24 protein-coding genes are annotated in these 22551 nt (G+C 73.5%); 2 read left to right on the forward strand and 22 right to left on the reverse strand.

Translation table 11 applies throughout. The features are described 5' to 3' along the window. The first annotated feature begins 130 nt into the window (after positions 1–130). Both ACFXDE_RS15270 and ACFXDE_RS15275 read left to right on the forward strand, forming a co-directional pair. Positions 131–1207: an ABC transporter permease gene (locus ACFXDE_RS15270; RefSeq protein WP_380494372.1), complete on the forward strand. Its 1077-nt coding sequence runs from the start codon at positions 131–133 to the stop codon at positions 1205–1207. Further along, entirely contained in the window at positions 1204–1935 is a 732-nt protein-coding gene (locus ACFXDE_RS15275; protein WP_380494374.1) for an ABC transporter ATP-binding protein, read from the forward strand. Before ACFXDE_RS15270 ends, ACFXDE_RS15275 begins: the two co-directional genes overlap by 4 nt. On the opposite strand, the gene ACFXDE_RS15280 is transcribed toward ACFXDE_RS15275, so the two are convergent. From ACFXDE_RS15280 to prcB, 22 genes are all read right to left on the reverse strand, one after another. Beyond that, positions 1865–2461, reverse strand: coding sequence for a Uma2 family endonuclease (locus ACFXDE_RS15280; protein ID WP_380494376.1), 597 nt, complete (start codon positions 2459–2461; stop codon positions 1865–1867). The genes ACFXDE_RS15275 and ACFXDE_RS15280 overlap by 71 nt on opposite strands. A gap of 100 nt (positions 2462–2561) precedes the next feature. Further along, positions 2562–3272: a GntR family transcriptional regulator gene (locus ACFXDE_RS15285; protein ID WP_380444370.1), complete on the reverse strand. Its 711-nt coding sequence runs from the start codon at positions 3270–3272 to the stop codon at positions 2562–2564. A 145-nt stretch (positions 3273–3417) separates the two neighbouring features. Continuing rightward, the gene (locus ACFXDE_RS15290) at positions 3418–4365 is read right to left on the reverse strand and encodes an ornithine cyclodeaminase family protein (protein WP_380494379.1); all 948 of its coding nucleotides are present in this window, start codon (positions 4363–4365) and stop codon (positions 3418–3420) included. After that, on the reverse strand, positions 4362–5390 hold the full coding sequence (locus ACFXDE_RS15295) for a proline racemase family protein (protein WP_380494381.1): 1029 nt from the start codon (positions 5388–5390) through the stop codon (positions 4362–4364). The genes ACFXDE_RS15290 and ACFXDE_RS15295 overlap by 4 nt, the downstream gene beginning before the upstream one ends. After that, positions 5390–6754 carry an aldehyde dehydrogenase family protein gene (locus ACFXDE_RS15300; RefSeq protein WP_380494384.1) on the reverse strand — a complete coding sequence of 455 codons (1365 nt, stop codon included), beginning with the start codon at positions 6752–6754 and terminating at the stop codon, positions 5390–5392. The genes ACFXDE_RS15295 and ACFXDE_RS15300 overlap by 1 nt, the downstream gene beginning before the upstream one ends. A gap of 40 nt (positions 6755–6794) precedes the next feature. After that, positions 6795–7799 (reverse strand): proline racemase family protein, encoded by a 1005-nt coding sequence (locus tag ACFXDE_RS15305; protein ID WP_380494387.1) that lies wholly within the window; start codon positions 7797–7799, stop codon positions 6795–6797. A 62-nt stretch (positions 7800–7861) separates the two neighbouring features. After that, positions 7862–8725: a dihydrodipicolinate synthase family protein gene (locus tag ACFXDE_RS15310; protein WP_380444402.1), complete on the reverse strand. Its 864-nt coding sequence runs from the start codon at positions 8723–8725 to the stop codon at positions 7862–7864. A gap of 136 nt (positions 8726–8861) precedes the next feature. Then, complete coding sequence (locus ACFXDE_RS15315) at positions 8862–10223, reverse strand: NAD(P)/FAD-dependent oxidoreductase (protein WP_380494389.1); 1362 nt, start codon at positions 10221–10223, stop codon at positions 8862–8864. Positions 10224–10344: 121 nt separating this feature from the next. After that, positions 10345–10662, reverse strand: coding sequence for a (2Fe-2S)-binding protein (locus ACFXDE_RS15320; RefSeq protein ID WP_380444381.1), 318 nt, complete (start codon positions 10660–10662; stop codon positions 10345–10347). A 36-nt stretch (positions 10663–10698) separates the two neighbouring features. Then, positions 10699–11859, reverse strand: coding sequence for an NAD(P)/FAD-dependent oxidoreductase (locus tag ACFXDE_RS15325; protein WP_380494391.1), 1161 nt, complete (start codon positions 11857–11859; stop codon positions 10699–10701). A 139-nt stretch (positions 11860–11998) separates the two neighbouring features. Continuing rightward, entirely contained in the window at positions 11999–12889 is an 891-nt protein-coding gene (gene tatC / locus ACFXDE_RS15330) for a twin-arginine translocase subunit TatC (protein ID WP_380494447.1), read from the reverse strand. Positions 12890–13016: 127 nt separating this feature from the next. Then, positions 13017–13307 carry a Sec-independent protein translocase subunit TatA gene (gene tatA, locus ACFXDE_RS15335; RefSeq protein WP_380444385.1) on the reverse strand — a complete coding sequence of 97 codons (291 nt, stop codon included), beginning with the start codon at positions 13305–13307 and terminating at the stop codon, positions 13017–13019. A 192-nt stretch (positions 13308–13499) separates the two neighbouring features. After that, positions 13500–13676 carry a hypothetical protein gene (locus ACFXDE_RS15340; RefSeq protein ID WP_359972417.1) on the reverse strand — a complete coding sequence of 59 codons (177 nt, stop codon included), beginning with the start codon at positions 13674–13676 and terminating at the stop codon, positions 13500–13502. A 41-nt stretch (positions 13677–13717) separates the two neighbouring features. Beyond that, entirely contained in the window at positions 13718–13948 is a 231-nt protein-coding gene (locus tag ACFXDE_RS15345; protein ID WP_380444387.1) for a hypothetical protein, read from the reverse strand. A gap of 3 nt (positions 13949–13951) precedes the next feature. Beyond that, positions 13952–14908 (reverse strand): helix-turn-helix transcriptional regulator, encoded by a 957-nt coding sequence (locus ACFXDE_RS15350; protein WP_380494395.1) that lies wholly within the window; start codon positions 14906–14908, stop codon positions 13952–13954. A 73-nt stretch (positions 14909–14981) separates the two neighbouring features. Beyond that, positions 14982–15965, reverse strand: a complete 984-nt coding sequence (locus tag ACFXDE_RS15355; RefSeq protein ID WP_380444391.1) for a helix-turn-helix transcriptional regulator — start codon at positions 15963–15965, stop codon at positions 14982–14984. A gap of 164 nt (positions 15966–16129) precedes the next feature. After that, on the reverse strand, positions 16130–16540 hold the full coding sequence (locus ACFXDE_RS15360; protein ID WP_380444392.1) for an FKBP-type peptidyl-prolyl cis-trans isomerase: 411 nt from the start codon (positions 16538–16540) through the stop codon (positions 16130–16132). A 126-nt stretch (positions 16541–16666) separates the two neighbouring features. After that, a complete protein-coding gene (locus ACFXDE_RS15365; RefSeq protein WP_380494398.1) occupies positions 16667–17971 on the reverse strand; it encodes an FKBP-type peptidyl-prolyl cis-trans isomerase in 1305 nt (434 codons plus the stop codon). Between the two features lie 203 nt (positions 17972–18174). After that, positions 18175–19164: an FKBP-type peptidyl-prolyl cis-trans isomerase gene (locus ACFXDE_RS15370; RefSeq protein WP_380494400.1), complete on the reverse strand. Its 990-nt coding sequence runs from the start codon at positions 19162–19164 to the stop codon at positions 18175–18177. A 138-nt stretch (positions 19165–19302) separates the two neighbouring features. Further along, positions 19303–20664 (reverse strand): Pup--protein ligase, encoded by a 1362-nt coding sequence (gene pafA, locus ACFXDE_RS15375; RefSeq protein WP_359972401.1) that lies wholly within the window; start codon positions 20662–20664, stop codon positions 19303–19305. Positions 20665–20779: 115 nt separating this feature from the next. Beyond that, on the reverse strand, positions 20780–21538 hold the full coding sequence (gene prcA / locus ACFXDE_RS15380; RefSeq protein ID WP_380448378.1) for a proteasome subunit alpha: 759 nt from the start codon (positions 21536–21538) through the stop codon (positions 20780–20782). A gap of 32 nt (positions 21539–21570) precedes the next feature. After that, on the reverse strand, positions 21571–22413 hold the full coding sequence (prcB, locus tag ACFXDE_RS15385; protein WP_380494403.1) for a proteasome subunit beta: 843 nt from the start codon (positions 22411–22413) through the stop codon (positions 21571–21573). Positions 22414–22551 lie beyond the last annotated feature (138 nt).

The raw sequence follows: 22551 nt of genomic DNA on the forward strand, positions 1-22551 counted from the left end.
GCATCAATCAAAAGGTTGAACTCCGCTTCTGCCCTTCGATGCCGAGGATGCAATCCCCCGTGCGATGCCCGCCGGCCCCCTTCCCGGCGACGGTGTGGGCACACAGTCGTTTCGTGCAGAGAGGCTCGTCGTGTTCGTCGCCTGGAGGGACCTGGGGTTCGCCAAGGGGCGGTTCGCCCTGATGGGGACCGTCATCGTGCTGATCACCGTGCTGGTCGGCCTGTTGTCCGGGCTGACCGCCGGGCTCGGCCGGCAGAACATCTCGGCGATCACCGGCCTGCCCGCCGACCACCTGGTGTTCGGACGGCCCGCCGACGGGCAGCAGCTGTCCTTCACCGACTCCCAGGTCACCCCGGAGCAGTGGCAGGCCTGGTCGCACGAGCCGGGCGTGACCTCCGCCCAGCCGCTCGGCATCACCACCACCAAGGCCGCCGCCGGGCAGCGCACCGCGGCGCTCTCCGCGTTCGGCGTCCCGGACGGCTCCGGGCTGGCCCCGCAGGGCACGCTGATCGCCCCCGGCCGGGCCGTGCTGTCGAAGACCGCCGCCGAGAACCTCGGCGGGCTGACCGCCGGCGCCACGTTCACGATGGCCGGCCACCCGCTCACCGTCGCCGCCGTCGACGGCGACGCCGCCTACAGCCACACCCCCGTGATCTGGACCAGCCTCGCCGACTGGCAGGCGTTCGCCCCCGGCGGCACCGGCCACGCGACGGTCATCGCACTCACCACCGCGAAGGGCGCCGACCTCGGCGCGGCCGACGCCCGCCTCGGCACCGAGACCCGCACCCGCGACGACGCGCTCGCCGCGATCGGCTCCTACACCTCCGAGAACGGCTCGCTGCAGCTGATGCGCGGCTTCCTGTTCGCCATCTCCGCCCTGGTCATCGGCGCGTTCTTCACGGTCTGGACGATCCAGCGCAGCGGCGACGTCGCCGTCCTCAAGGCCCTCGGCGCCTCCACCCGCTACCTGCTGCGGGACGCGCTCGGCCAAGCCGTCCTGCTGCTGGTGCTCGGCACCGCGGCGGGCACCGCGATCGCCCTGGGAGCGGGCTCGCTGATCGGCTCCGCCGTCCCGTTCGTCCTGGACGCCCCGACCCTGCTGCTGCCCGCCGCCGTGATGATCGCCCTCGGCGCCGTCGGCGCGGCCCTGTCCATCCGCCGGATCACCTCCGTCGACCCGCTGACCGCCCTCGGGAGCGCCCGATGACCCTCCACCTCGACCACGTCACCCTGACCTACCCGGACGGCGACGGCCGGCTCACCGCCCTCGACGACGTCTCCCTGACCGTCCCCGCGGGCACCATCACCGCCGTGGTCGGCCCGTCCGGCTCCGGCAAGTCCAGCCTGCTCGCGGTCGCCGCGACCCTCATCGCCCCCGACTCCGGCCGGGTCGTCGTGGACGGCACCGACACCACCGGCCTCACCCGCGCCGAACTCACCGCGCTGCGCCGCACCCGCATCGGCATCGTCTTCCAACAGGCCAACCTGCTGCCGTCCCTCTCGGCGGTCGAGCAACTCCAGGTGATGGCCCACCTCGACGGCCGCTCCCCGCGCGCCGCCCTCCCCCGCGCCCTCGAACTCCTCGACGCCGTCGACCTCCGCGGCCAGGCCCACCGCCGCCCGCACCAGCTCTCCGGCGGCCAGCGCCAACGCGTCAACATCGCACGGGCGTTGATGAACGACCCGAAGGTCCTCCTGATCGACGAACCCACCAGCGCCCTCGACCACGAGCGCGGAGCAGCCGTCCTCGACCTGATCACCACCCTCACGCACCAGCGCGCGACGGCGACGGTCCTGGTCACCCACGACCGCACCCACCTGACCGCCGTCGACGAGACCGCCGAGGTCCACGACGGCCGGCTGGCTACTTCTTCGCAGCCAGCACGTCGTCCACCGCTAGTGTCACCGATGCCCCGATCGACTCCGGCAATGTGAACGACTGCCCGGGGTGGTGGACGGCGTGTACCCGGTACTCGCCGTCCTTGGGGTCGGTGAGCACCATGACGCGCTGGTTCTTCCGGTCCACGATGACGTAGACGGGCACTTCAGCCTCGGCGTACGCAAAGGGCTTCTTCTTCAGGTCGTCACTGACGTTCGACGACGTGACCTCCAGCACGAGACGGAACGCCGCTGGGTCGTAACAGTTGTACTCGATCAGGTGATCATCAATGTCGGCATCGACGATCGACAGATCGGGCACCGCATAATCCGAGGGCCCGTCCGGCAACCAGATGCCCACGTTCTGCAGAACGTCGACCTCGTCCCCATCGAGGCCGGCCGCAAAAAGTACCCGCATGAGGCGACTCAGCGACTTACCGTGCGAAACATCCGGCGGCGGCGTCACGGTGATCTGGCTCCCGACGACCTCGACCCGATGCCCGGCGAACTGGTTCGAGATCAGCTCGGCGGCTTCGAGCAGCGTCAGCTGCCCCATCGGTTCTTCCACTGCTGCGGCGGACATGGAGTTCCTCCTGACTGCCGATGTCGAGAACATCATCGTAGGACGCAGACGCCTTCCGACGCCCGATCTTCACCCCTCACCCGAACGAGTGGTTTAGCCTCTACCGCGCCCGCAGCCGCAGCGCCGTGCGGGGCTCCTCCTGGGCCTCCTGGCCGTTCGCCCACAGGGACCGCACGTGGCTCAGGTGCCGCGTCATGCAGGCCTCCGCCGCCTCCGCGTCGCCCGACAGCATCAGGTCCAGCAGCTCCAGGTGCTCCTCCGCCGAGGACACCAGCTCGCCGCGCTCGTCGAGGCGGTTCAGCCCGTACAGCCGCGAGCGCTTGCGCAGGTCCCCCACCACGTCCACCAGCCGCGCGTTGCCCGCGAGGCCCAGCAGGTCGAGGTGGAACTGGCGGTCCGCCTCCAGGTACCCGATGAGATCGTGCTTGCGAGCGGCGGCGACGATCGCCTCGGCCTGCGGGCGCAGCCGCTCCAGCTGCTCGGCGGTGGCCGTGCGGGTGACCCGGCCGACGGTCGGGACCTCGATGAGGGCGCGGATCTCGGTGTAGTCGTCGAGGTCCCGCTCGGTGAGTTCGGTGACCCGGAAGCCCTTGTTGCGGACGGCCTCCACCAGGCCCTCGCGGGCGAGGTCGAGCATGGCCTCGCGCACCGGCGTGGCGGAGACGCCGAAGTCGGCGGCGAGCGCGGGCGCGGAGTAGACGACGCCGGGGCGCAGCTCCCCGGAGATCAGGGCGGCGCGCAGTGCGTGGGCGACCTGGTCGCGGAGCCGCTCCTGCACGGAGATCAGGGTGCGGGACTTGAGCTCGGCCATGGTGTTCCTCCGGGTCGGTGCAGAACACCAGCGTACAATGTCACGTTACGGTGCGTGCGCAACGGTCCGCGATTCGAGCCGCAGCTCATCGTGGCAGCGGCCGCCGGCCGTGACAACGGCCGGCGGCCCACGAAACCCGCCGTCCTCAGCCGCCCGCGTGCACCTCCGCCGCCACGGCCAGGTCCTCCCAGGCCATGCCGACACTCTTGAAGAACCGCGGCCGGTCCGCCGGTACGTGGACGTCGCCGCGCACCAGCTCGGCCAGGTTCCACACCTGGCGTCCGGAGACCCCCGCCATGATCAGGTCCCCGGCCTCACGGGCCGCCACCGCCCGCGCCTCGACGTAGAGTTCGGCCCGCCCGACCAGCGCGGCGTCCACCTCCCGCGCGTCGGGCTCGTGCGAGCCGACCGCCGCGACGGCCGCGTGCGCGGGCACCAGCGCGCCGTCGAACAGCGGCGTGCGCGCGGTGGTGCAGCACACCACCACGTCCGCCGCCGCGACGGCCTCCGGCCCGCCGACCGAGGCCGCCAGCCCGAGCCCCCGCCCGTACGCGGCCAGCGCCTCGGCGGGCCCGGCACTGCGCGCGACCACGGTGAGCCGGGTCAGCGGCCGGATCGCGAGCAGCGCGTCGAGGTGCCCGTACGCCTGCGGCCCGGCGCCGAACAGCACGAGGTGCGCGGCCTCCGGCGGGGCGAGCCGGCGCAGGGCGACGGCGGTGACGGCGGGCGTGCGCAGCGCGGTGAGCGCGGCGCCGTCGAGCAGCGCGACGGGCTGGAGGGTGGGCCCGTCGAGCAGGAGGTAGCTGCCGGTGATCCGGGGCAGGCCGCGCCCGGGGTTGGCGGGCGCGACACCGGCGATCTTGACGCCCGCGTACCGCCCGGCGGCGGCGGGCATCATCAGCAGTTCGCCGGCCGGGACGGGCACCCCGGTGCGGACGGGCGCGGCCTCGGGGTCGAACCCGTCGAGCAGCATCCGCTCGACCGCGCCGGCGGCCCGGGCGGGCGTGACGGACCCGGTGCCCGACACGGCGTACCGGAGCGGCTCGGTCGCCGTGCCGGGCGGTACGGAGTAATTCGCGTCAGAAGAAGTCACAGCAGGAATCCTGCCCCGAGCCCGTCCCCTTCTTCCAGCACGAATCCGTGTTCCCCGGTGCGGTGCGCCGTCCCCGTCACCTCCGTGACGACGCCGGAGCCCAGCGGGTCGCCGCCCGGCAGCACCCGCCCGTGGAACACCGTCCCGATGACCGACTCGTGCCGCAGCTCCTCGCCCGGCGCGAGCCGCCCCTCGGCCGCGAGCACCGCGAGCCGGGCGGAGGTGCCGGAGCCGCAGGGCGAGCGGTCGATCTGCCCGTCCGCGAAGACGGTGACGTTCCGCTGGCTCAACCCTTCGCCGTCCCAGGGGAGTTCGTCGTACAGCACGACCCCGTACACGCCCGAGAGCCGCGGGTCCGACGGATGCGCCACCGCCTCCGAACCCTCCAGCGCCCGCCTGATCTCCCGCCCTGCGGCGGTGAGTTCCGGCAGCCGGGCGGTGTCGACGGTCAGGCCCAGCGCCGCCGCCGGCACCGAGGCGTAGCAGGCCCCGGCGTGCGCCACCGCCACCTCCACCGTGCCGCGCGAGGTCGCCACCGCCAGCTTCGGCGCGCTCACCCGCGACGGCACGTTGCGGAAGGTCACCCCGGTGGTGCGCCCGCCGGCCCGGTGGACGAGGGCCGTGACGCGCCCCGACGGCACGTCGATCCGCACCCGCGCCACGCCGTCCGCGGGGGCCGCGACCAGCCCGGAGTCGACCGCCCACGCGCCGAGCGCGATGGTGCCGTGCCCGCAGGCCGTCGAGTAGCCGTCCTTGTGCCAGAACAGGACGCCCAGGTGCGCCTCGTCGTCGTCCGGCGGCACCAGGAACCCGCCGTACATCCCGGCGTGCCCGCGCGGTTCGCGGCCGAGCAGCCGGCGGACGTCGTCCAGCGCACCCGGCCGGGGCGCGGTGGCACTGCCGCCCGCGCCGATCGCGATGGCCCGCCGCTCGGCGACGCTGTCCCCGGGGATCACCGGGGCGCCGTCCAGCACGATCCGGAACGGCTCGCCGGCCGTGTGGTAGTCGACGGTCCGGACGTACATCACACACCCCCGGCGGGCAGCACGCTGACCGTCCGCCCGACGGTGTAGAAGTCGAGCGCCGCCTGCCCCTGCTCGCGCTCCCCGTGGCTCGCGCCCTTGGCGCCGCCGAACGGCAGGTGGAAGTCGACGCCGCTGGACGGCGCGTTGATCCGGATCATGCCCGCGTCCAGCCGGTCGGCGGCCGCCAGGGCGACGTCCAGGCTGCGGCTGTGCACCGAGGTGGCGAGGCTGTGCGGGGTGTCGTTGGCGAGCGCGATCGCCGCGTCGAGGTCGGGCGCGGCGTGCAGCACGGCGACCGGGCCGAAGAACTCCTCGCGCGCCAGCGGGTGTTCGGCGGGCACCCCGGTGAGCAACGCCGGTTCGACGTACCAGCCGGCCCGTGCGGGCACCCGTCCGCCGGTGAGCAGTTCGGCCCCGGCGGCCACGGCCGACTCGACGGCCCCCGTCAGCCGGTCCCGGGCCGCGGCGTTGATGACGGGCCCGCAGACCGCGTCGTCCGCCGCCTCCAGCGCCTTGACCAGCGCGTCCCGCAGCGGCTCGTACGCCTCGCCGACCGCGATCACCCGGCTGGTGGCGGTGCACTTCTGCCCCGCGTACCCGGCGACGGCGGCGGCGATGTGCCCGGCGGCCTGCGCGATGTCGGCGTCCGGCAGCACCAGCGCCGCGTTCAGCCCGCCGAGTTCGGCCTGCACGGGCACGCCGCGCTCGGTGGCCGCCCGCACGACGGCCCGGCCGACCCCGGTGGAGCCCGTGAACGACACCACGTCCGCCGCGTCGACCAGCGCCGCGCCCTCCTCCGCACCGCCCGGCAGCACCGTGAGCACGTCCGCCGGCAGCCCGGCGAGCGCCACCAGTTCGGCCAGCCGCAGCGCGCACGCGGTCGCCTCCGGGGCCGGCTTGAGCACCGCGGCGTTGCCGACCGCCAGCGCCGGCGCGGCCTTCCAGCTCGGGATCGCCAGCGGGAAGTTCCACGGCGCGATCAGCCCGGCCACCCCGTGCGGCCTCCGCCGGGTGAGCAGCAGCCCGGGCCCGCCGGCGGTCTCGTGCACGGCCCCGGAGGGCGCGTACGGCGCCTGCGCGTAGTACCGCCAGATCGCCGCCGTCCTGGCGACCTCGCCACGCGCCTCGGCGAGCGGCTTGCCGACCTCGCGCACGACCAGCGCGGCCAGCTCCTCCGCGTGCGCCTCGACCGCGTCGGCGATCCGGCCGAGCGCCGCCGACCGGGCGCCGGCGCCCGCGGCGAGCCACCGCGCCTGGGCGCCGCGGGCCCGCGCGACGGCGGCCCGGACGGCGTCGGCGCCGGGTTCGTCGACGGCGACGACGAGGTCCGCGGGGTCGGCGGGGTTGTACGAGGTGATGGTCACAGCCAGAAGCCCTTCGGGTGGAGCGTCACAGCAGGCTCCGTCACAGCAGGAAGCCGGCGGGGAACGGGTCGGTGGGGTCGAGGAAGTACTGGGCGGTGCCGGTCACCCAGGCCCGCCCGGTGACGGTCGGCACCACCGCGGGCCGCCCGGCCACCTCGGTCTCCTCGACCAGCCGCCCGGTGAAGGTGGTCCCGATGAACGAGTCGTTGCGGAAGTCCCGCCCGAGCGGCAGTTCGCCGCGCGCGTGCAACTGCGCCATCCGCGCCGAGGTGCCGGTGCCGCACGGCGAGCGGTCGAACCAGCCGGGGTGGATGGCCATCGCGTGCCGCGAGTGCTCGGCGGTCGAGCCGGGGGCGAGCAGCTGCACGTGGTGGCAGCTGTGGAAGGACGGGTTCTCCGGGTGCACCGGCCGCTCGGGGCCGGCGTTGATGGCGTCCATCAGGGCCAGCCCGGCGGTGAGGATGTCCTGCTTGCGCTCGCGCTCGAACGGCAGTCCGAACTCGGCGAGCGGCAGGATGGCGTAGAAGTTGCCGCCGTAGGCGAGGTCGTAGCCGACCGTCCCGTACCCGGGCACGTCGATCTTGCGGTCGAGCGCGACGGCGTACGAGGCCACGTTGCGGATGGTCACGGCCTTGGCCGCGCCGTCCTCGACCCGCACCTCGGCGACCACGAGCCCGGCGGGCGTGTCCAGCCGCACGGTCGTCACCGGCTCGACGACCGGCACCATCCCGGTCTCCACCAGCACGGTGGCGACGCCGATCGTGCCGTGCCCGCACATCGGCAGCAGTCCGGAGACCTCGATGAACAGCACCCCGTAGTCGGCGTCCGGGCGGGTCGGCGGCTGCAGGATCGCGCCGCTCATCGCGGCGTGCCCGCGCGGCTCGTACATCAGCAGGGTGCGGAAGTGGTCCAGGTGCTGCTGGAAGTGCACCCGGCGCTCGGCCATGGTGGCACCCGGGACCACACCGAACCCGCCGGTGACGACCCGGGTCGGCATGCCCTCGGTGTGCGAGTCGACGGCGTGGAACACGTGACGGCTGCGCATGTGTCGGAACTCCCTCGGAGGATGGGCCGGCTGCCCCGTCAGCCGGCTCGTCGGCTACGGATTCAGGACAGGCCCTCGGCCAGCGCCTTCTCGGTGGCGGCCCGGACGGCCGCGTCGGCCTCGGCCCCCAGCGGTCGCCGCGGCGGCCGGACGGGCCCGCCGGGGCGCCCGGCGATGTCCATCGAGAGCTTGATGGCCTGGACGAACTCGGTCTTGGAGTCCCAGCGCAGCAGCGGGTGCAGCGCCCGGTAGAGCGGCAGCGCGGTCTCCAGGTCGTGCGCGACCGCGGCCTTGTAGAGCGCCGCCGAGGCCTCCGGCAGCGCGTTCGGGTAGCCGGCGATCCAGCCGACCGCGCCGGCCAGCGCGAGCTCCAGCAGCACGTCGTCCGCGCCGATCAGCAGGTCGAGCCCGGGCGCGAGTTCGGCGATCTCGTAGGCCCGGCGGACGTCGCCGCTGAACTCCTTGACCGCGACGATCGAGCCCTCGGCGTGCAGTTCGGCGAGCAGCGCGGGCACGAGGTCGACCTTGGTGTCGATCGGGTTGTTGTACGCGACGACCGGCACGCCCGCCCGGGCCACCTCGGCGTAGTGCGCGCGGACGGCGTCGTGGTCGGCCCGGTACGCGTTCGGCGGCAGCAGCAGAACGGAGCCGGCGCCCGCCTCCGCGGCCTGCTCGGCCCAGCGGCGGGACTCGGCGCTCCCGTACGCGGCGACGCCGGGCATGACGCGGGCGCCGTCGCCGGCCGCCTCGACGGCCACCCGGACGATGCGGGCGCGCTCGTCGTCGGTGAGCGTCTGGTACTCGCCGAGCGAGCCGTTGGGGACGACGCCGTCGCAGCCGTTGTCGATCAGCCAGCGGACGTGCTCGGCGTAGGCGTCGTAGTCGACGGAGAGGTCCTGGCGCAGCGGGATCGCGGTGGCGACCATGATGCCGCGCCAGGGCCGGGTGGTGTCGTGCGGGGTGTGGGACACGATGATGACTCCTTGGTGAGGTGTGACATTTTATTAGTGGGGACGGGCCGGAGACAAGAGTCCCCGGCCCCCGTGTTCGGTCGGGCCCGGCTCAGTCGCCGGCCGCCAGCTGCGAGAGCGGCACCGGGCAGGCGAACGGCCGCCGGTCGGGCCCCGCTCCCCCGTGACCGCCGGCGCCGGACAGGCAGGCCACCGCCGGACCGCACATCCGGCCCTGGCACCACCCCATCCCCGCGCGGGTCAGCAGCTTGACGGTCCGCGGGTCCCCCGCGCCCAGCTCGTCCACCGCCTCCCGGATCGCCGCCACCGGCACCTCCTCGCACCGGCACACGTCGGTGTCCGGGCGCAGCCAGTCCGTCCAGCCGGGGCCGGGCCGGTGGGCGGCGGCCATCAGGGCGGCGAAGGCCCGCCGCCGGGCCCGGCGGCGCAGCAGCCCCGGCTCCGGGGTGCGGCCGGCGACCGCGTGCGCGGCCAGCGCGCCCTCCGCGACCGCGAGGTCCGCGCCGCCCACGCCGTTGGTCTCCCCCGCCGACCACAGGCCGGGGACGCTGGTGCGCAGCCGGGCGTCCACCCGCAGCGCGACCGCGCCGTCCGGGCCGGTCACGGTGTCCGCGCCGAGCTCGGTCGCGAGCTCGATCTGCGGCAGCAGGCCGTGGCCGAGGGCGAGCGCGTCGCAGGCGATCCGGCGGCCGGTGCCGGGCACCGGCCGCCAGTCGGCGTCCAGCCGGGCCACCGTGACGGCGGTGACCCGGTCGGTGCCGTGCGCCTCGACGACGGCGCTGCGCGGGCGCAGCCGCACCCGGTGGCGCAGCAGCGCGCCGCCGTGCCCGGCGCCCTCGACGAGCTTGGCGGGAACGGCCGCCAGCACGCCGGGGCGCCGCGCGTAGCCGAGGTAGTCGCCGGCCTCGACCACCGCGGGCACCTCGGCCCCGGCGGTGACCAGCGAGGACGCCGCCGCGAGCAGCAGCGGCCCGCTGCCGGCCACGACGATCCGCCGGCCGGGCAGCACCAGCCCGGCCTTGAGCATGGCCTGGGCGCCGCCCGCGGTGACGACCCCGGGCAGGGTCCAGCCGGGGAAGGGCAGCTGCCGCTCGTACGCGCCGGTGGCGAGCAGCACGGCGGCGGCCCGCACGGTGGTCCGGTCACCGGCCTCCGGCCCGAGGGTGACGTGCGCGGCGAGTCCGTCGCCGGTGCGCTCCAGCGCCCACACCTGGTGGCCGCCGAGGAAGCGCACCTGCCCGGTCCGCTCGTGCGCGGCGAGCCGGCCGGCCAGGTCGGCGTAGACGGACCAGCCGTGGTGCAGCCGGTCGGGCCGGGCGGCCCGGAGGCCGGGCGCGGGGTGGCGGTAGTACTGGCCGCCGGTCTGCCGGCCCCCGTCGAGCAGCGCGCAGCGCAGCCCGAGGTCGGCGGCGGTGACGGCGGCGGCGAGCCCGGCCGGGCCGGCCCCGATCACCGCGAGGTCGTACGGGAAGGGCTGCGCCGCTTCCGGCGGCTCGACCGGCCCTGACGGCGCTGACGGACCTGACGGACCTGACGGACCTGACGGACCTGACGGACCTGACGGCTCGAACGGTTCAGACGGCGAGGTCGGCACGGCCGTGGCCCTCCTGGGTGGTGACGGTGGTGCCGGGCTCGGCGGGGAGCAGGCAGGTGCGCTGGTTGGGGCGGCCGTCGACGGTGGCGAGGCAGTCGAAGCAGGCGCCGATCCCGCAGAACGCCCCGCGGGGCCGCCCGCCGGCCCGGGTGGTGCGCCAGGCGAGGACGCCGTCGGCCCAGAGCGCGGCGGCGATCGACTGGCCGGGCAGCGCGGGCACGGGCCGTCCGTCGAAGTCGATGTGGTGGGCGGGCCCGGGCTCGGCCCCGACCAGCTCGGCGGGTGTGCGGCGGCGCATCGAGGGCCTCTCCAATCCGGTCGGGGGAAGTGCGGGTCAGGCGGCCGGGAATCGGTCGGCCCGGAACGGCGTGAGGTCGAACTCCGGCTGCTTGCCGGTCAGTTGTTCGGCGATCAGCAGCCCGGTCGCCGGGGCGAGCCCGATCCCGGCGCCCTCGTGCCCGCACGCGTGGTAGAGCCCGGGCACGCGCGGGTCGGCGCCGACCGCCGGCAGGTGGTCCGGCAGGTAGGGGCGGAATCCCCGGTAGGCGCGCATCACGGCGACGTCCGCGAGCACCGGGAACAGTTCGGCCGCCTGCGCGGCGAGCCGCCGCAGCACCTCCCGGGAGAGCGTCCGGTCGAAGCCGACCCGCTCCCGGCTGGCGCCGATCAGCACCGGCCCGCCGGGCGTGCCCTCGACCACGGCCGAGGTCTCCAGCCCGGCCGATCCGCTGGCCACGTTGGCGACGTAGTCGGCGGCGTAGACCTTGTGCCGCACGATCCGCGGCAGCGGCTCGGTGACGAGGACGAACCCGCGCCTGGGCAGGACGGGCAGGTGCACCCCGGCCAGCGCGGCGAACTCCCCGCCCCACGTCCCGGCGGCGTTGACGACGGCGGGCGCGTCCAGCCGCCGCCGGTCGGTCCCGACGCCGAGGACGGCGCCGTCCGCCCCCCGGCGGACGGTCCGGACGATCTCGCCGGTGATCAGTTCCGCGCCCATCCGCCGGGCCGCGCGCAGCAGGTGGGCGGCGGCGAGGGCGGGCTGCACCTGGGCGTCCTGCGGGTAGTGGAAGCCGCCGGCCATGCCCGGCGAGAGGTGCGGTTCCAGCTCCCGAAGCCGCTCGGCGGGCACCTCCTCGGCGACCACCCCGGCGGCCGCCTGGCGCGCGGCGAAGGCTCGCAGGGCTTCCTGCCCGGCCGCGGCCTGGGCGACGACCAGGCCTCCCTTGGCCTCGTACTCCACGGCGGCGCCGAGTTCCCCGGCGAGCTCGCGCCACAGCCGGGTGCTGAGCAGCGCGAGGTCGAGCTCGGGCCCGGGCTCCTTGTCGGAGACCAGCAGGTTGCCCTCGCCGGCGCCGGTGGTGCCGCCGGCCACCGGCCCGCGGTCGACGACGGCGACGGCGAGCCCGGCGCGGGCCGCGTAGTAGGCGCAGGCGGCGCCGACGACTCCGGCGCCGACCACGACGACGTCCAGGGGAGGTCTCCAGGTCTTGGGCACGGCAGTAATATGTCACATGCCATCAGCCCTGCCAAGAGTGCCGCGACGAAACGCGAACCGGACCCAAGCGACGCAAAAGCCCCGGCCCGCCGCACACGGGGTGCGACGGGCCGGGGCCGGCGATCAGCGGATCAACGGATCAGGTGATGTCGTCCATCTGCTCCCGGCGCGCGGCCGGCACCGGAGCACTCGCCGCCGGCGCCGTCGAGGCCTCGATGGCCTCCGCCCCCGCGACCGTCTCGACCGAGAGGTCCACGTGCGAGGCCTCCTCGTCGTCCAGGTCGGCGTCCGGGTTGTTGCGGCGCTTGCGCCGGTCGTTGAACAGCGCGATGCCCACCGCGGCGAAGTACAGCGCCCAGATCGGCGCGGCCAGCACCAGCATGCTGACCGGGTCGGCGCTCGGGGTGGCGAACGCGGCGAACACCGTGATGCCCATGACCATCCCGCGCCACCAGCCGAGCAGCCGCTTGCCGGTGACCATGCCGACCATGTTCATCATGACCAGCAGCAGCGGGAACTCGAAGGCCGCGCCGAAGACCAGCACCATGCGGGTGGCGATGTCGAAGTAGTCGTTGGGCGGCAGGATCGGCGTGGTCTTGTCCGGGGTGAACGAGATCAGCACCTGGACCGTGGTCGGCAGCGTCAGGATGGCGCAGCCCACACCGGCCAGGAACAGCGGCGCCCCGGCCGCCATGAAGATGACCGTGTACTTCTTCTCGTGCCGGTGCAGGCCCGGCGCCACGAAGGCCCACACCTGCCACAGCCAGACCGGCACGGCGCCCACCACACCGGCCGTCAGTGCCACCTGGAGCATCCAGGTGAAACCGGAGGTCAGACCGATCGTCGAGACCTGAGCGCACTTCCCGTCGAACTGGTCGGCCGTGTCCGGGGTGCACTGCGGCAGCGGCTCCAGCAGGAAGTGTTCGATCGGCTTGTGGTAGATCGCCGCGACGATGGTGATCAGCACGATCGCGATGACCGACTTGACCACGCGATTGCGCAGTTCCCGCAGGTGATCGGCGAGGGCCATCCGCCCCTCAGGATCCTTGGACGCCTTCGGCGCCTTGGAGAGCTTGCTCAACCCCGGTCCTCAACTCGTGCGTCGAGGCCCGCCGGTCGACGGGCCTCCGTGGTCGCGTGCGTCACGTGCGCCGCGCTCAGTGCGGCCGGTCGCCGTCCGCGGCGGGCCGCTCGGCGGGCTCGGCCACCGGCCGGGCCGTGCCGGTGGCACCGGGCGCGGTCTGGATGGTCTTGGCCGCACCGCCGCTCACCGGCGGCGCCGGCGCGGGCTCCGCGGCCTCGCCGTCCGTGCGCATCGCCTTGGCCTCGCTCTTGAGGATCCGCATCGACTGGCCGAGCGAGCGCGCCAGATCGGGCAGCCGCTTGGCACCGAAAAGCACGATGGCGATTACCACGACCACGACGATCGCGGTCATCGAGATGCGCATGCTCGACCACCTTCAGTCAACGCGGCACCGGCGGACCGCCCGCGGCGGATGGTAACCGCTGCGGATGACACCCCGACGACGTCCGCCCGAACAAGGACAGCGGCCCCCGGTTCGCAGTTCAGGAGCCACCTCAGAGCGTAACCCGCCCCTACACCCGGGATGCAGTCCCCGTACGACCTGGTGACGCAGTCCTCAGCGGGAGGGCACCGCCGCCGCCAGCTCCTCGGCCGCGTCGGCCAGCGCCCGCGAGGCCGTGCCGACGCCCTTGGCCAGCGCCCGGACGTCCAGCCACAGCCGGATCCCGAGGACGCCGAGGACCAGCAGGCCCGCGGTGGCGAGCAGGACGGCGGCGACGAGCATCCAGGACATGCCGCCCACCCTATACGGGCCGAGGTCCCGGGCCCGGACTGCTACCCCTCGGCCGGGACGAGCCGCATGGTGCGCACTCCCGCCCCGGTGAGCGCCGCCACGATCTTCTCCCCCGCGGCCTTGCGCACCGCCGCCCCGCACAGTGGGCAGCCGAAGCTGTAGTGCGCCTGCTCCGGGGTGCGGCCGAGGGTCAGGCGGAACTCCTCGGCCGGCAGCTCCACCTTCTCCCGGCACTGCGAGCAGTAGACCTTGAATCTGGTACCGGGCTCCACGGCTCAGTCCCGCCCCTCCCCGTAGACGGCCAGCGCCTCCCGGGCCGCCGCGCGCGCCTGCTCGGCGAGCTGCGGCGGCGACACGATCCGCCCGTCCCGGCCCAGCCGCAGCGCCAGCGGGCGCAGCTGGGAGGGGTCGGCGCTGCGCAGGGTGATCCGCAGGCCGCCGTCCGGCAGTTCCTCGGCCCGGTCGTGGGTGTAGTACTCGGCCACCCAGCGCCCGCCGGAGGACACCTCGACGACCACCTCCGGGTCGTCCGCCGCCGGGTTGACCAGCCCGCCGGACAGGTCCCGCGGCTCGCGCCGGGGCGGGTCGGCGGGCACGTCCAGGACCCGGATCTCGGCCACCCGGTCCAGCCGGAACATCCGGTGGTCCTCCGAGGTGCGGCACCAGGCTTCCAGGTAGGTGTGGCCCTCGGTGAGCAGGCGGATCGGGTCGACCTCGCGCTCGGTCATCCCGCCGCGCCCGTGCGAGTAATAGCGCAGCCACAGCCGGCGGCCCTCGCTCAGCGCGCGGTCGATGTCGGCGAAGACGTGACTCTCGGCCTCGAACGTCACGCCGACCCGGGCGCTGCCCTCGGCGCTCTCCCCCGCCGCGTTCTCGATCTTGGCGACGGCCCGGGTGAGCGCCTCCCGGTCCCCGGCCCGCAGACCGGGCAGCCCGGCCACCGCGCGGGCGGCGACCAGCAGCGCGGTGGCCTCGTCGGCGGCCAGCCGCAGCGGCTGCGCCACGTCGTCGACGTTGTGCCACCAGATCCGCTCGCCGTCGGTGTCGATGTCGAGCAGGTCGCCGCCGCGGAAGCTGGTGCCGCACATCGGCAGCACGTTGAGGTCCCCGATCAGCTCGCGCTCGGTGATCCCGAACGCGCGGGCCACCTCGGCGACCTCGGCCCCGGGCCGCTCCCGCAGGTAGGTGACCAGCGACAGCATCCGTCGCGTCTGGTCGATCGCATTACTCATGCGTCCACCTCGCTGCGCTCGGCGGGCGCTTCGCACAATACGCACCTGCTCATCGTTCGCTCGCTTCGCTCGTTCACGCCCGCACACCCTCCACCACGTCCGGCCCGGCGACCGCCCGCAGCCGCTCGATCACGTCGGCCCGCAGCTCCTCCGGCCCGAGCACCACGACGTCCGGCCCGAACTCGGCCAGGTCGGCGCCCAGCCCGTTGCCGTACGGGATCTCCAGTTCGTCCCAGGCCTCGTCGACCCGGCCGGTGCTCAGCGCCTTGGTGCGCAGCGGGAAGCCCGCGCCCCGCCGGACCCGCACGGTCGCGGTGGCCGTGGCGCCCTCGCCGGCGAACTTGGCGACGGTCGCCCGCACGTCCACGTGCTCCGGCACGGTGCCGAGGAACGCGCCGGTCTTCGCCCGCACCTTGCCGGTGATCCGGCTGAGCCGGAACACCCGGGCGTCGCCCCGGTCGCGGTCCCAGCCGGCCAGGTACCAGTGCCCGCGCCAGCACTCCAGCGCCCACGGCTCGACGCTGCGCTGCTCGACGGCGGCGGCACCGGCCTTGCGGTACTCGAAGGTGACCGGACGACGGTCCCGGGCGGCGGTGAGCAGCGGCTCGAACGCGGCCTCCCGGGCGGGGATGCGCGGTTCCAGGGCGGAGCGCGCCTCGGCCTCGGCGAACGGCACCCCGGCGGCCCGCAGCTTCTGCAGCGCGCCGCTGGCGGCGCCGGACATCTTGGCCTGCTGCCAGACCCGCGCGGCCAGCGTGAGGGCGGCCGCCTCCTCGGCGTCCAGCGCGATCTCGGGCAGCCGGTTGCGGTCGGCGCGGGCGAGGTAGCCGAGCTCGCCGTCCAGGGCGTTCTCGTCGACGTCGATCACCAGGCCGAGCTCGCGCAGGTCGTCCTTGTCCCGCTCGAACATCCGGTTGAAGGCGTCCTCGCTGCTGTTCTGCCAGGCCTCGCGGTACGCCTCGATGGATTCCCGCAGCTCCTTCTTGGAGAGCGGACGTCTGGTGTTCATCAGGCACAGGGCGAGATTCATCAGCCGCTCTGCCTTGGCGATCGCCATCGCTGACCCTTCCGGTGTGCCGCGCCGTGCGCGGGGTGCGCCGCCGGACGATCGTCACCCGGCGGGACCGACCGTACCGGTAGCGGTACGCACCGCAAAAGCCGCATCCGCAAACGCCCGTGGGCCGGGCCCCCGGAGGGGTCCGGCCCACGGCCGCGACGGGCTCAGACGCCCAGCAGGTCGACCACGAAGATCAGGGTCGAGTGCGCCGGGATGAGCGGCGACGGCGACTGCGCGCCGTACGCCAGGTGCGACGGGATGACCAGCTCGCGGCGGCCGCCGACCTTCATGCCCTCGACACCCTGGTCCCAGCCCTTGATGACGCGGCCGGCGCCCAGCGGGAAGCGGAACTCGTTGGGGCTCCGGTTCCAGCTCGCGTCGAACTCCTCACCGGTCTCGAAGGTCACGCCGACGTAGCGGACGCTGACGACCTGGCCCTTCTTGGCCTCCGCGCCGTCACCGACGACGATGTCGCGGATCTGCAGCTCGGTCGGAGCGTCGCCGCCGGGGAAATCGATCTCAGGCTTCTCGTTGAGGCTCACAGTCCCTCTTCTCACGGTTTTCTCTGCTTCCATGACCAAGCGGCGGGCGCCTGCACCCGGTCCGTCCGGACCACGGTACGGGCGCCCGCCGCCCGTACGGGACCGGCCACGCGGCCGGTCCCGAAGGTCACACGCACACCATTGTCACCCGAAAGTGGATCAGCCCTGACCCGCGTCCAGGATGTCGACCACGAACACCAGCGGCGCGTTGGCCGGGATCTCGCCCTGGCCCTTGTCGCCGTAGGCCAGCGCCGCCGGGATCACCAGCTCGACCCGGCTGCCGACGGTCTGGCCCGCCAGGCCCTGGTCCCAGCCCTGGATGACCTGGCCGCCGCCGACGGCGAAGCTGAACGCCTGGCCCTTGCCGAGCGAGGAGTCGAAGACCTTGCCGTCCTTGAACAGCGCGCCGGTGTACTGGACGACGACCTTCTCGCCCTTCTCCACCACCGGGCCGGTGCCCTTGATCAGGACGTGCGTCTTCAGCTCGGTCGGGTCGGCCGCGCCGGCCACCGGGGTGATCTCGGCCGGCTTCTTGCCGTTGTCCTTGACCTGCGGGAAGCCCGCCGGCGGCGGGGTGACCGTGCCGCTGACCGTCGCGTCCGGCGCGGTGGTGTTGCGGATGTCGATCACGAAGATCAGGTTGTCCTTGGCCCCGATCGACATGTCCGGCTTGCCCTGCGCGCCGAAGGCCGCGGCCGGCGGCGCCACCACGAGGACCCGGCTGCCGGCCTTCTTGCCGAGCACCGCCTGGTCCAGCGCCGGGATCAGCGCGTCCGTGCCGGCCTGGAAGATCTGCTGCTTCTGGCCCTGGTCGAAGGAGCTCGGGATGTCCTTGCCGGTGTTCCAGTTCTTCGCCGTGTAGTCGACGGTGGTCCAGGAGTTCTTGTCCACCTTCGCGCCGGTGCCCTCGGACAGCACCTTCACCACGAACGAGCCGTCGGGCTGGTCGGACGGCACCTGGATGTCGGCCTTCTTGCCGAAGTCGCCGGTGATCGTCGGCAGGACCTTGGCGTCGTCCTTGACCGGCGGCACCGGGTCGGCGGTCGGCGTGGCGGGCGCGCTCTTGGCGGCGTCCGGCTTGGCCTCCGACGAGCCGTTGTCCTTGTTGACCATGTAGAGCGTCACGCCGCTGCCGACCAGCAGCACCGCGAGCACCGTGCCCAGGATCACGCCGAGGCGGCCCACCGACGGCGGGTTCTCGTCGTACCCGGCCTCGGAGCTGTCGACCTTGCGCACGTTGGAGGCGAAGATCTGCGGTTCCTCGGTCTTCGTCCCGCCGGCCGGCCGCGGCCGGTCCTCCGGGCTCGCCCAGCCGGCCTGCTGCTTCAGGATCGACGGCGGCACGACGATCGACTCACCGTCGCCCGGCATCGGCCCGCCGGGACGCGACGCCGCCGGGTCACCCGAGGATCCGTCGTTCGCCGCGGTACCCGACCCGCCGGGGTTCGGCGCTTTCTCAGTCATGACTCCCCATCCATCTCGCCACCGGTCATTCGAGCTCTGCCACCGGCACACTCAGTGCCGGTTTGCCGTCGCACCGTCCGCCCGGGCCCCGGGCGCCGGAGGCGCCTGCCACAGTGCGAGGGCAGTATGACAGTTCAGGATGAGGGCGGGCGCTTCCGTGTGCGAGCGCCCGCCCAAGCGTACGGAATCCTGCGGGAGTCTTCCTAGACCGCTTCCAGAATGTCGATCACGAACACCAGCGTGGAGTTCGCCGGCACCGAACCCTGCGCCTGGTCCTTGTACCCGAGCGCGGGCGGCACCACCAGCAGCACCCGACTGCCGACGTTCTGGCCCACCAGGCCCTTGTCCCAGCCCTCGATCACGCTCCCGGTGCCGATCTGCACCGCCTGCGCGCCGCCGTGCGTCCAGGACGCGTCGAACTGCTGGCCGTTGCTCCAGAGCACCCCGGTGTACTGCACCACCAGCGTCTGCCCGCTCTTGACCTGCTTGCCCTCACCCTTGACCAGCACCGCCTGCTGGAGGTCCGTGGGCGCGGCCTGCCCGGCCGGAACGGTGATCGTCGCCGCGGCCTTGCCGTTGTCCTTGACCTGCGGCAGGTTCGCCGCCGCCTGGGTCATCGCGCCGGTCAGGGTCGAGTCCTGCGGCAGGCTCTCCATGACGTCGAACACGAACACCACCGTGTCGCCCTTGGCCACGCCCAGCTGGCTGCTGCCCTGGTCGCCGAAGGCCGCCGCCGGCGGGGCCACCACGAGCAGCCGGCTGCCGACCTTCTTGCCGATCACGCTCTGGTCGAAGGCCGGCACCAGCTGGCCGCTGCCCGCCTGGTACAGCTGCGGCTTGCCGCCCGCGTCGTACGAACTCGGCAGGTCCTTGCCGGTGGTCCAGTCCTTCGCCGAGTAGTTGACCGTGACCCAGTCGCCCTTGTTCACCGCGGGCCGGTCGCCCTCGCTGACGGTGTTCACCACGAACTGGCCGCTGGGCTGCTGCCCCTCGGGCAGGGTGATCGTCGCCTTGCTGCCGAAGCCGCCGCCCGAGAGGGTGGGCATCGGCGAGGCCTCGCCGACCGGAGTGGGCACGGTCGGGGCCGCGCTGGCCGTGGTCGGCGTCGCCGGGCCGGCCGCCTTGGTCGAACTGCTGCAGGCGACCGCCAGCAGCAGCGGAAGGGTGATCAGCAACCCGGCGGTGCGGCGCACGGTGGTCCTAACTGTCGTTCGAAGTCGGCTCTCCGGACTCGACGAACAGCGTATGCCCCGCACGGGTCCGGCCCCGGTAGACACCACCGGGGCCGGCTCCACGGACTCGATCATGGCGCGTGGGCCACGACCGCTCGGTCACATCCCCGCGATCAGCTTCTCCACCCGCTCGTCCACCGAACGGAACGGGTCCTTGCACAGCACCGTGCGCTGCGCCTGGTCGTTCAGCTTCAGGTGCACCCAGTCCACCGTGAAGTCCCGGCGCTGCTCCTGCGCCCGGCGGATGAAGTCCCCGCGCAGCCGCGCCCGGGTGGTCTGCGGCGGGATCGACTTGGCCTCGAAGGTCTTGAGGTCCGTCGTCACCCGCTTCGCCTGTCCCTTGCCCTGGAGCAGGTAGAACAGGCCCCGGCGGCGGTGGATGTCGTGGTACGCGAGGTCGATCTGCGCCACCCGCGGGTTGGACATGCTCATCTGGTGCTTCTCGCGGTAGCGCTCGATGAGCTTGTACTTCATGATCCAGTCGATCTCGGTGGCCACCCCGTCCAGCCGCTCGGAGCGGACGGCCTCCAGGGTGCGGCCCCACAGGTCGAGGACCTGCGCGATGGTGCCGGTGTTGATGCCCTTGCGGTCGGCGAACTCCAGCGCCTTGGTGTAGTACTCCTCCTGGATGTCCAGCGCGCTGGCCTCCCGCCCGTTGGCGAGCCGCACCTGGTGGGTGCCGGTGAGGTCGTGGCTGACCTCGCGGATCGCCCGGATCGGGTTCTCCAGGGTGAGGTCGCGCATCACCACGCCGGCCTCGATCAGCCGCAGCACCAGGTCGGTGGCGCCGACCTTGAGCAGCGTCGTGGTCTCCGACATGTTGGAGTCGCCGACGATCACGTGCAGCCGGCGGTAGCGCTCGGCGTCCGCGTGCGGTTCGTCGCGGGTGTTGATGATCGGGCGGGAGCGGGTGGTGGCGGAGCTGACGCCCTCCCAGATGTGCTCGGCCCGCTGGCTCACGCAGTACACCGCGCCGCGCGGCGTCTGCAGCACCTTGCCCGCGCCGCAGATCAGTTGGCGGGTGACGAGGAACGGGATGAGCACGTCGGCCAGCCGGGAGAACTCGCCGTGCCGGGCCACCAGGTAGTTCTCGTGGCAGCCGTAGGAGTTGCCGGCCGAGTCGGTGTTGTTCTTGAAGAGGTAGACGTCCCCCGCGATGCCCTCCTCGTGCAGCCGCCGTTCGGCGTCCACCAGGAGCCCTTCGAGGATGCGCTCGCCCGCCTTGTCGTGCGTCACCAGCTCGACCACGTCGTCGCATTCGGGGGTGGCGTACTCGGGGTGGGAGCCGACGTCGAGGTACAGCCGGGCGCCGTTGCGCAGGAACACGTTGCTGCTGCGGCCCCAGGAGACGACGCGGCGGAACAGGTACCGCGCCACCTCGTCCGGCGACAGCCGCCGCTGGCCGCGGAACGTGCAGGTGACCCCGTACTCGTTCTCCAGCCCGAAGATCCGGCGGTCCATGAGCACTCCTTCTTCTTGTCGGAGCTGTCCGAAACCGCCTCCACGACGGGCGAACCGCCGCAGGGGCACCGGAGTCCCGTGCGGCGATCGCTCGCCGCACGGGACTCCGAAGGCACTACTCGTCCGACGGCGGGGTGGCCGCCGGACCGTCCTCGTCGTCCGCCGCGGACTGGTCCCCGTCGAGCAGCCGGCCGAGCTGGCCGCCCAGGATCCGCTTGAACTTCCGCTGCTGGAACCGCTGGCGGTCGAGGACGGCCACCTCCAGCTGTTCCGGCGTCAGGCTGCGGGCGCTGCCGCCGTTGGGGTCCCGGGCCAGGGAGTCGACGGCGACCCGCACCGCCTCGCCCAGCGCCATGCCGGCGCGGTGGCGCTGGCCCAGGTAGTTGCCGATGGAGTCGGCGTTGCCGCCGACCACCACGTAGTTCTTCTCGTCGACGATCGAACCGTCCGGGGTGAGGCGGTAGATCTGGTCCTCCTCCGTCGTCCGGCCGACCTCGGCGACGATCAGCTCGACCTCGTACGGCTTCTCGCCGACCGAGGAGAAGATCGTGCCGAGCGTCTGGGCGTAGACGTTGGCGAGGCCCCGGGCCGTGACGTCGGCCCGGTCGTAGGAGTAGCCGCGCAGGTCGGCGTAGCGCACGCCGCCGATCCGCAGGTTCTCGAACTCGTTGTAGCGGCCGACCGCCGCGAAGGCGATCTTGTCGTAGATCTCGGAGACCTTGTGCAGCGCCCGCGAGGTGTTCTCCGCGACGAAGACGATGCCGTCGGCGTAGGTGAGCACGACCACGCTGCGACCGCGCGCGATGCCCTTGCGGGCGTACTCCGCGCGGTCCGCCATGGCCTGCTGGGGCGAGACGTAGAACGGTGTCGACACCGGCGGTCGTCCCTTTCCTGTGAGGTGGGCGGCTAGAGCAGCGGGGCCTGCGGGCCGTCGGGGTGGGTGAGGCGCTGGTCGGTGATGGAGACGGCGATCCGCGCGACCTCCGGCTCGGTGAGCCGGTGGAAGCCGTCCGCGGTGATCAGCGAGACGATGGGGTAGATCTTGCGGGCGAGGTCGGGGCCGCCGGTGGCGGAGTCGTCGTCGGCCGCGTCGTAGAGCGCCTGGACGACCAGGGTGGCGGCCTGGTCGGCGGTCAGGCCCTCCCGGTAGAGCTTCTTCATCGAGCCGCGGGCGAACACCGAGCCGGAGCCGGTGGCCGCGAAGCCGCGCTCCTCGGAGCGCCCGCCGGTGACGTCGTAGCCGAAGATCCGGCCGCGTCCGAGGTCGAGGTCGTAGCCGGCGAACATCGGCACCACCGCGAGGCCCTGCATCGCCATGCCGAGGTTGCCGCGGATCATGCTGGTGAGCCGGTTGGCCTTGCCCTCCAGGGAGAGCGTGGCGCCCTCGATCTTCTCGTAGTGCTCCAGCTCCAGCTGGAACAGCCGGACCATCTCGACCGCGAGGCCGGCGGTGCCGGCGATGCCGACCGCGCTGTACTCGTCGGCCGGGAACACCTTCTCGATGTCCCGCTGGGCGATCACGTTGCCCATGGTGGCGCGACGGTCACCGGCGATGACCACACCGCCGTCGAACACCGCGGCCACGATCGTGGTCCCGTGCGGGGCCTCGACCACCGTGCCCTCGGGCAGCCCGCGCCGGCCGGGGATCAACTCCGGCTTGTGCTCGGCGAGGAAGTCGAGGAACGAGGAGGACCCCGGGGTCAGGAAGGCAGCCGGTAGACGCCCGGTGCCACGAGTGTTGGCTTCCACACGATTCCTTCCAGGTAGCTTGAAGCGCGCGATCCCCGCACCCTACCCGCCGACGATCAACGTCCACGTGTGGAGGGCCGGAGCCGGGACGGGCGGACGGCCGTGGCCGCCCGGCCGTCCCCGACGGTCACGACCGTG

Origin of the sequence: Kitasatospora sp. NPDC059408, from assembly GCF_042751525.1 — a bacterium.
GTDB lineage: Bacteria > Actinomycetota > Actinomycetes > Streptomycetales > Streptomycetaceae > Kitasatospora.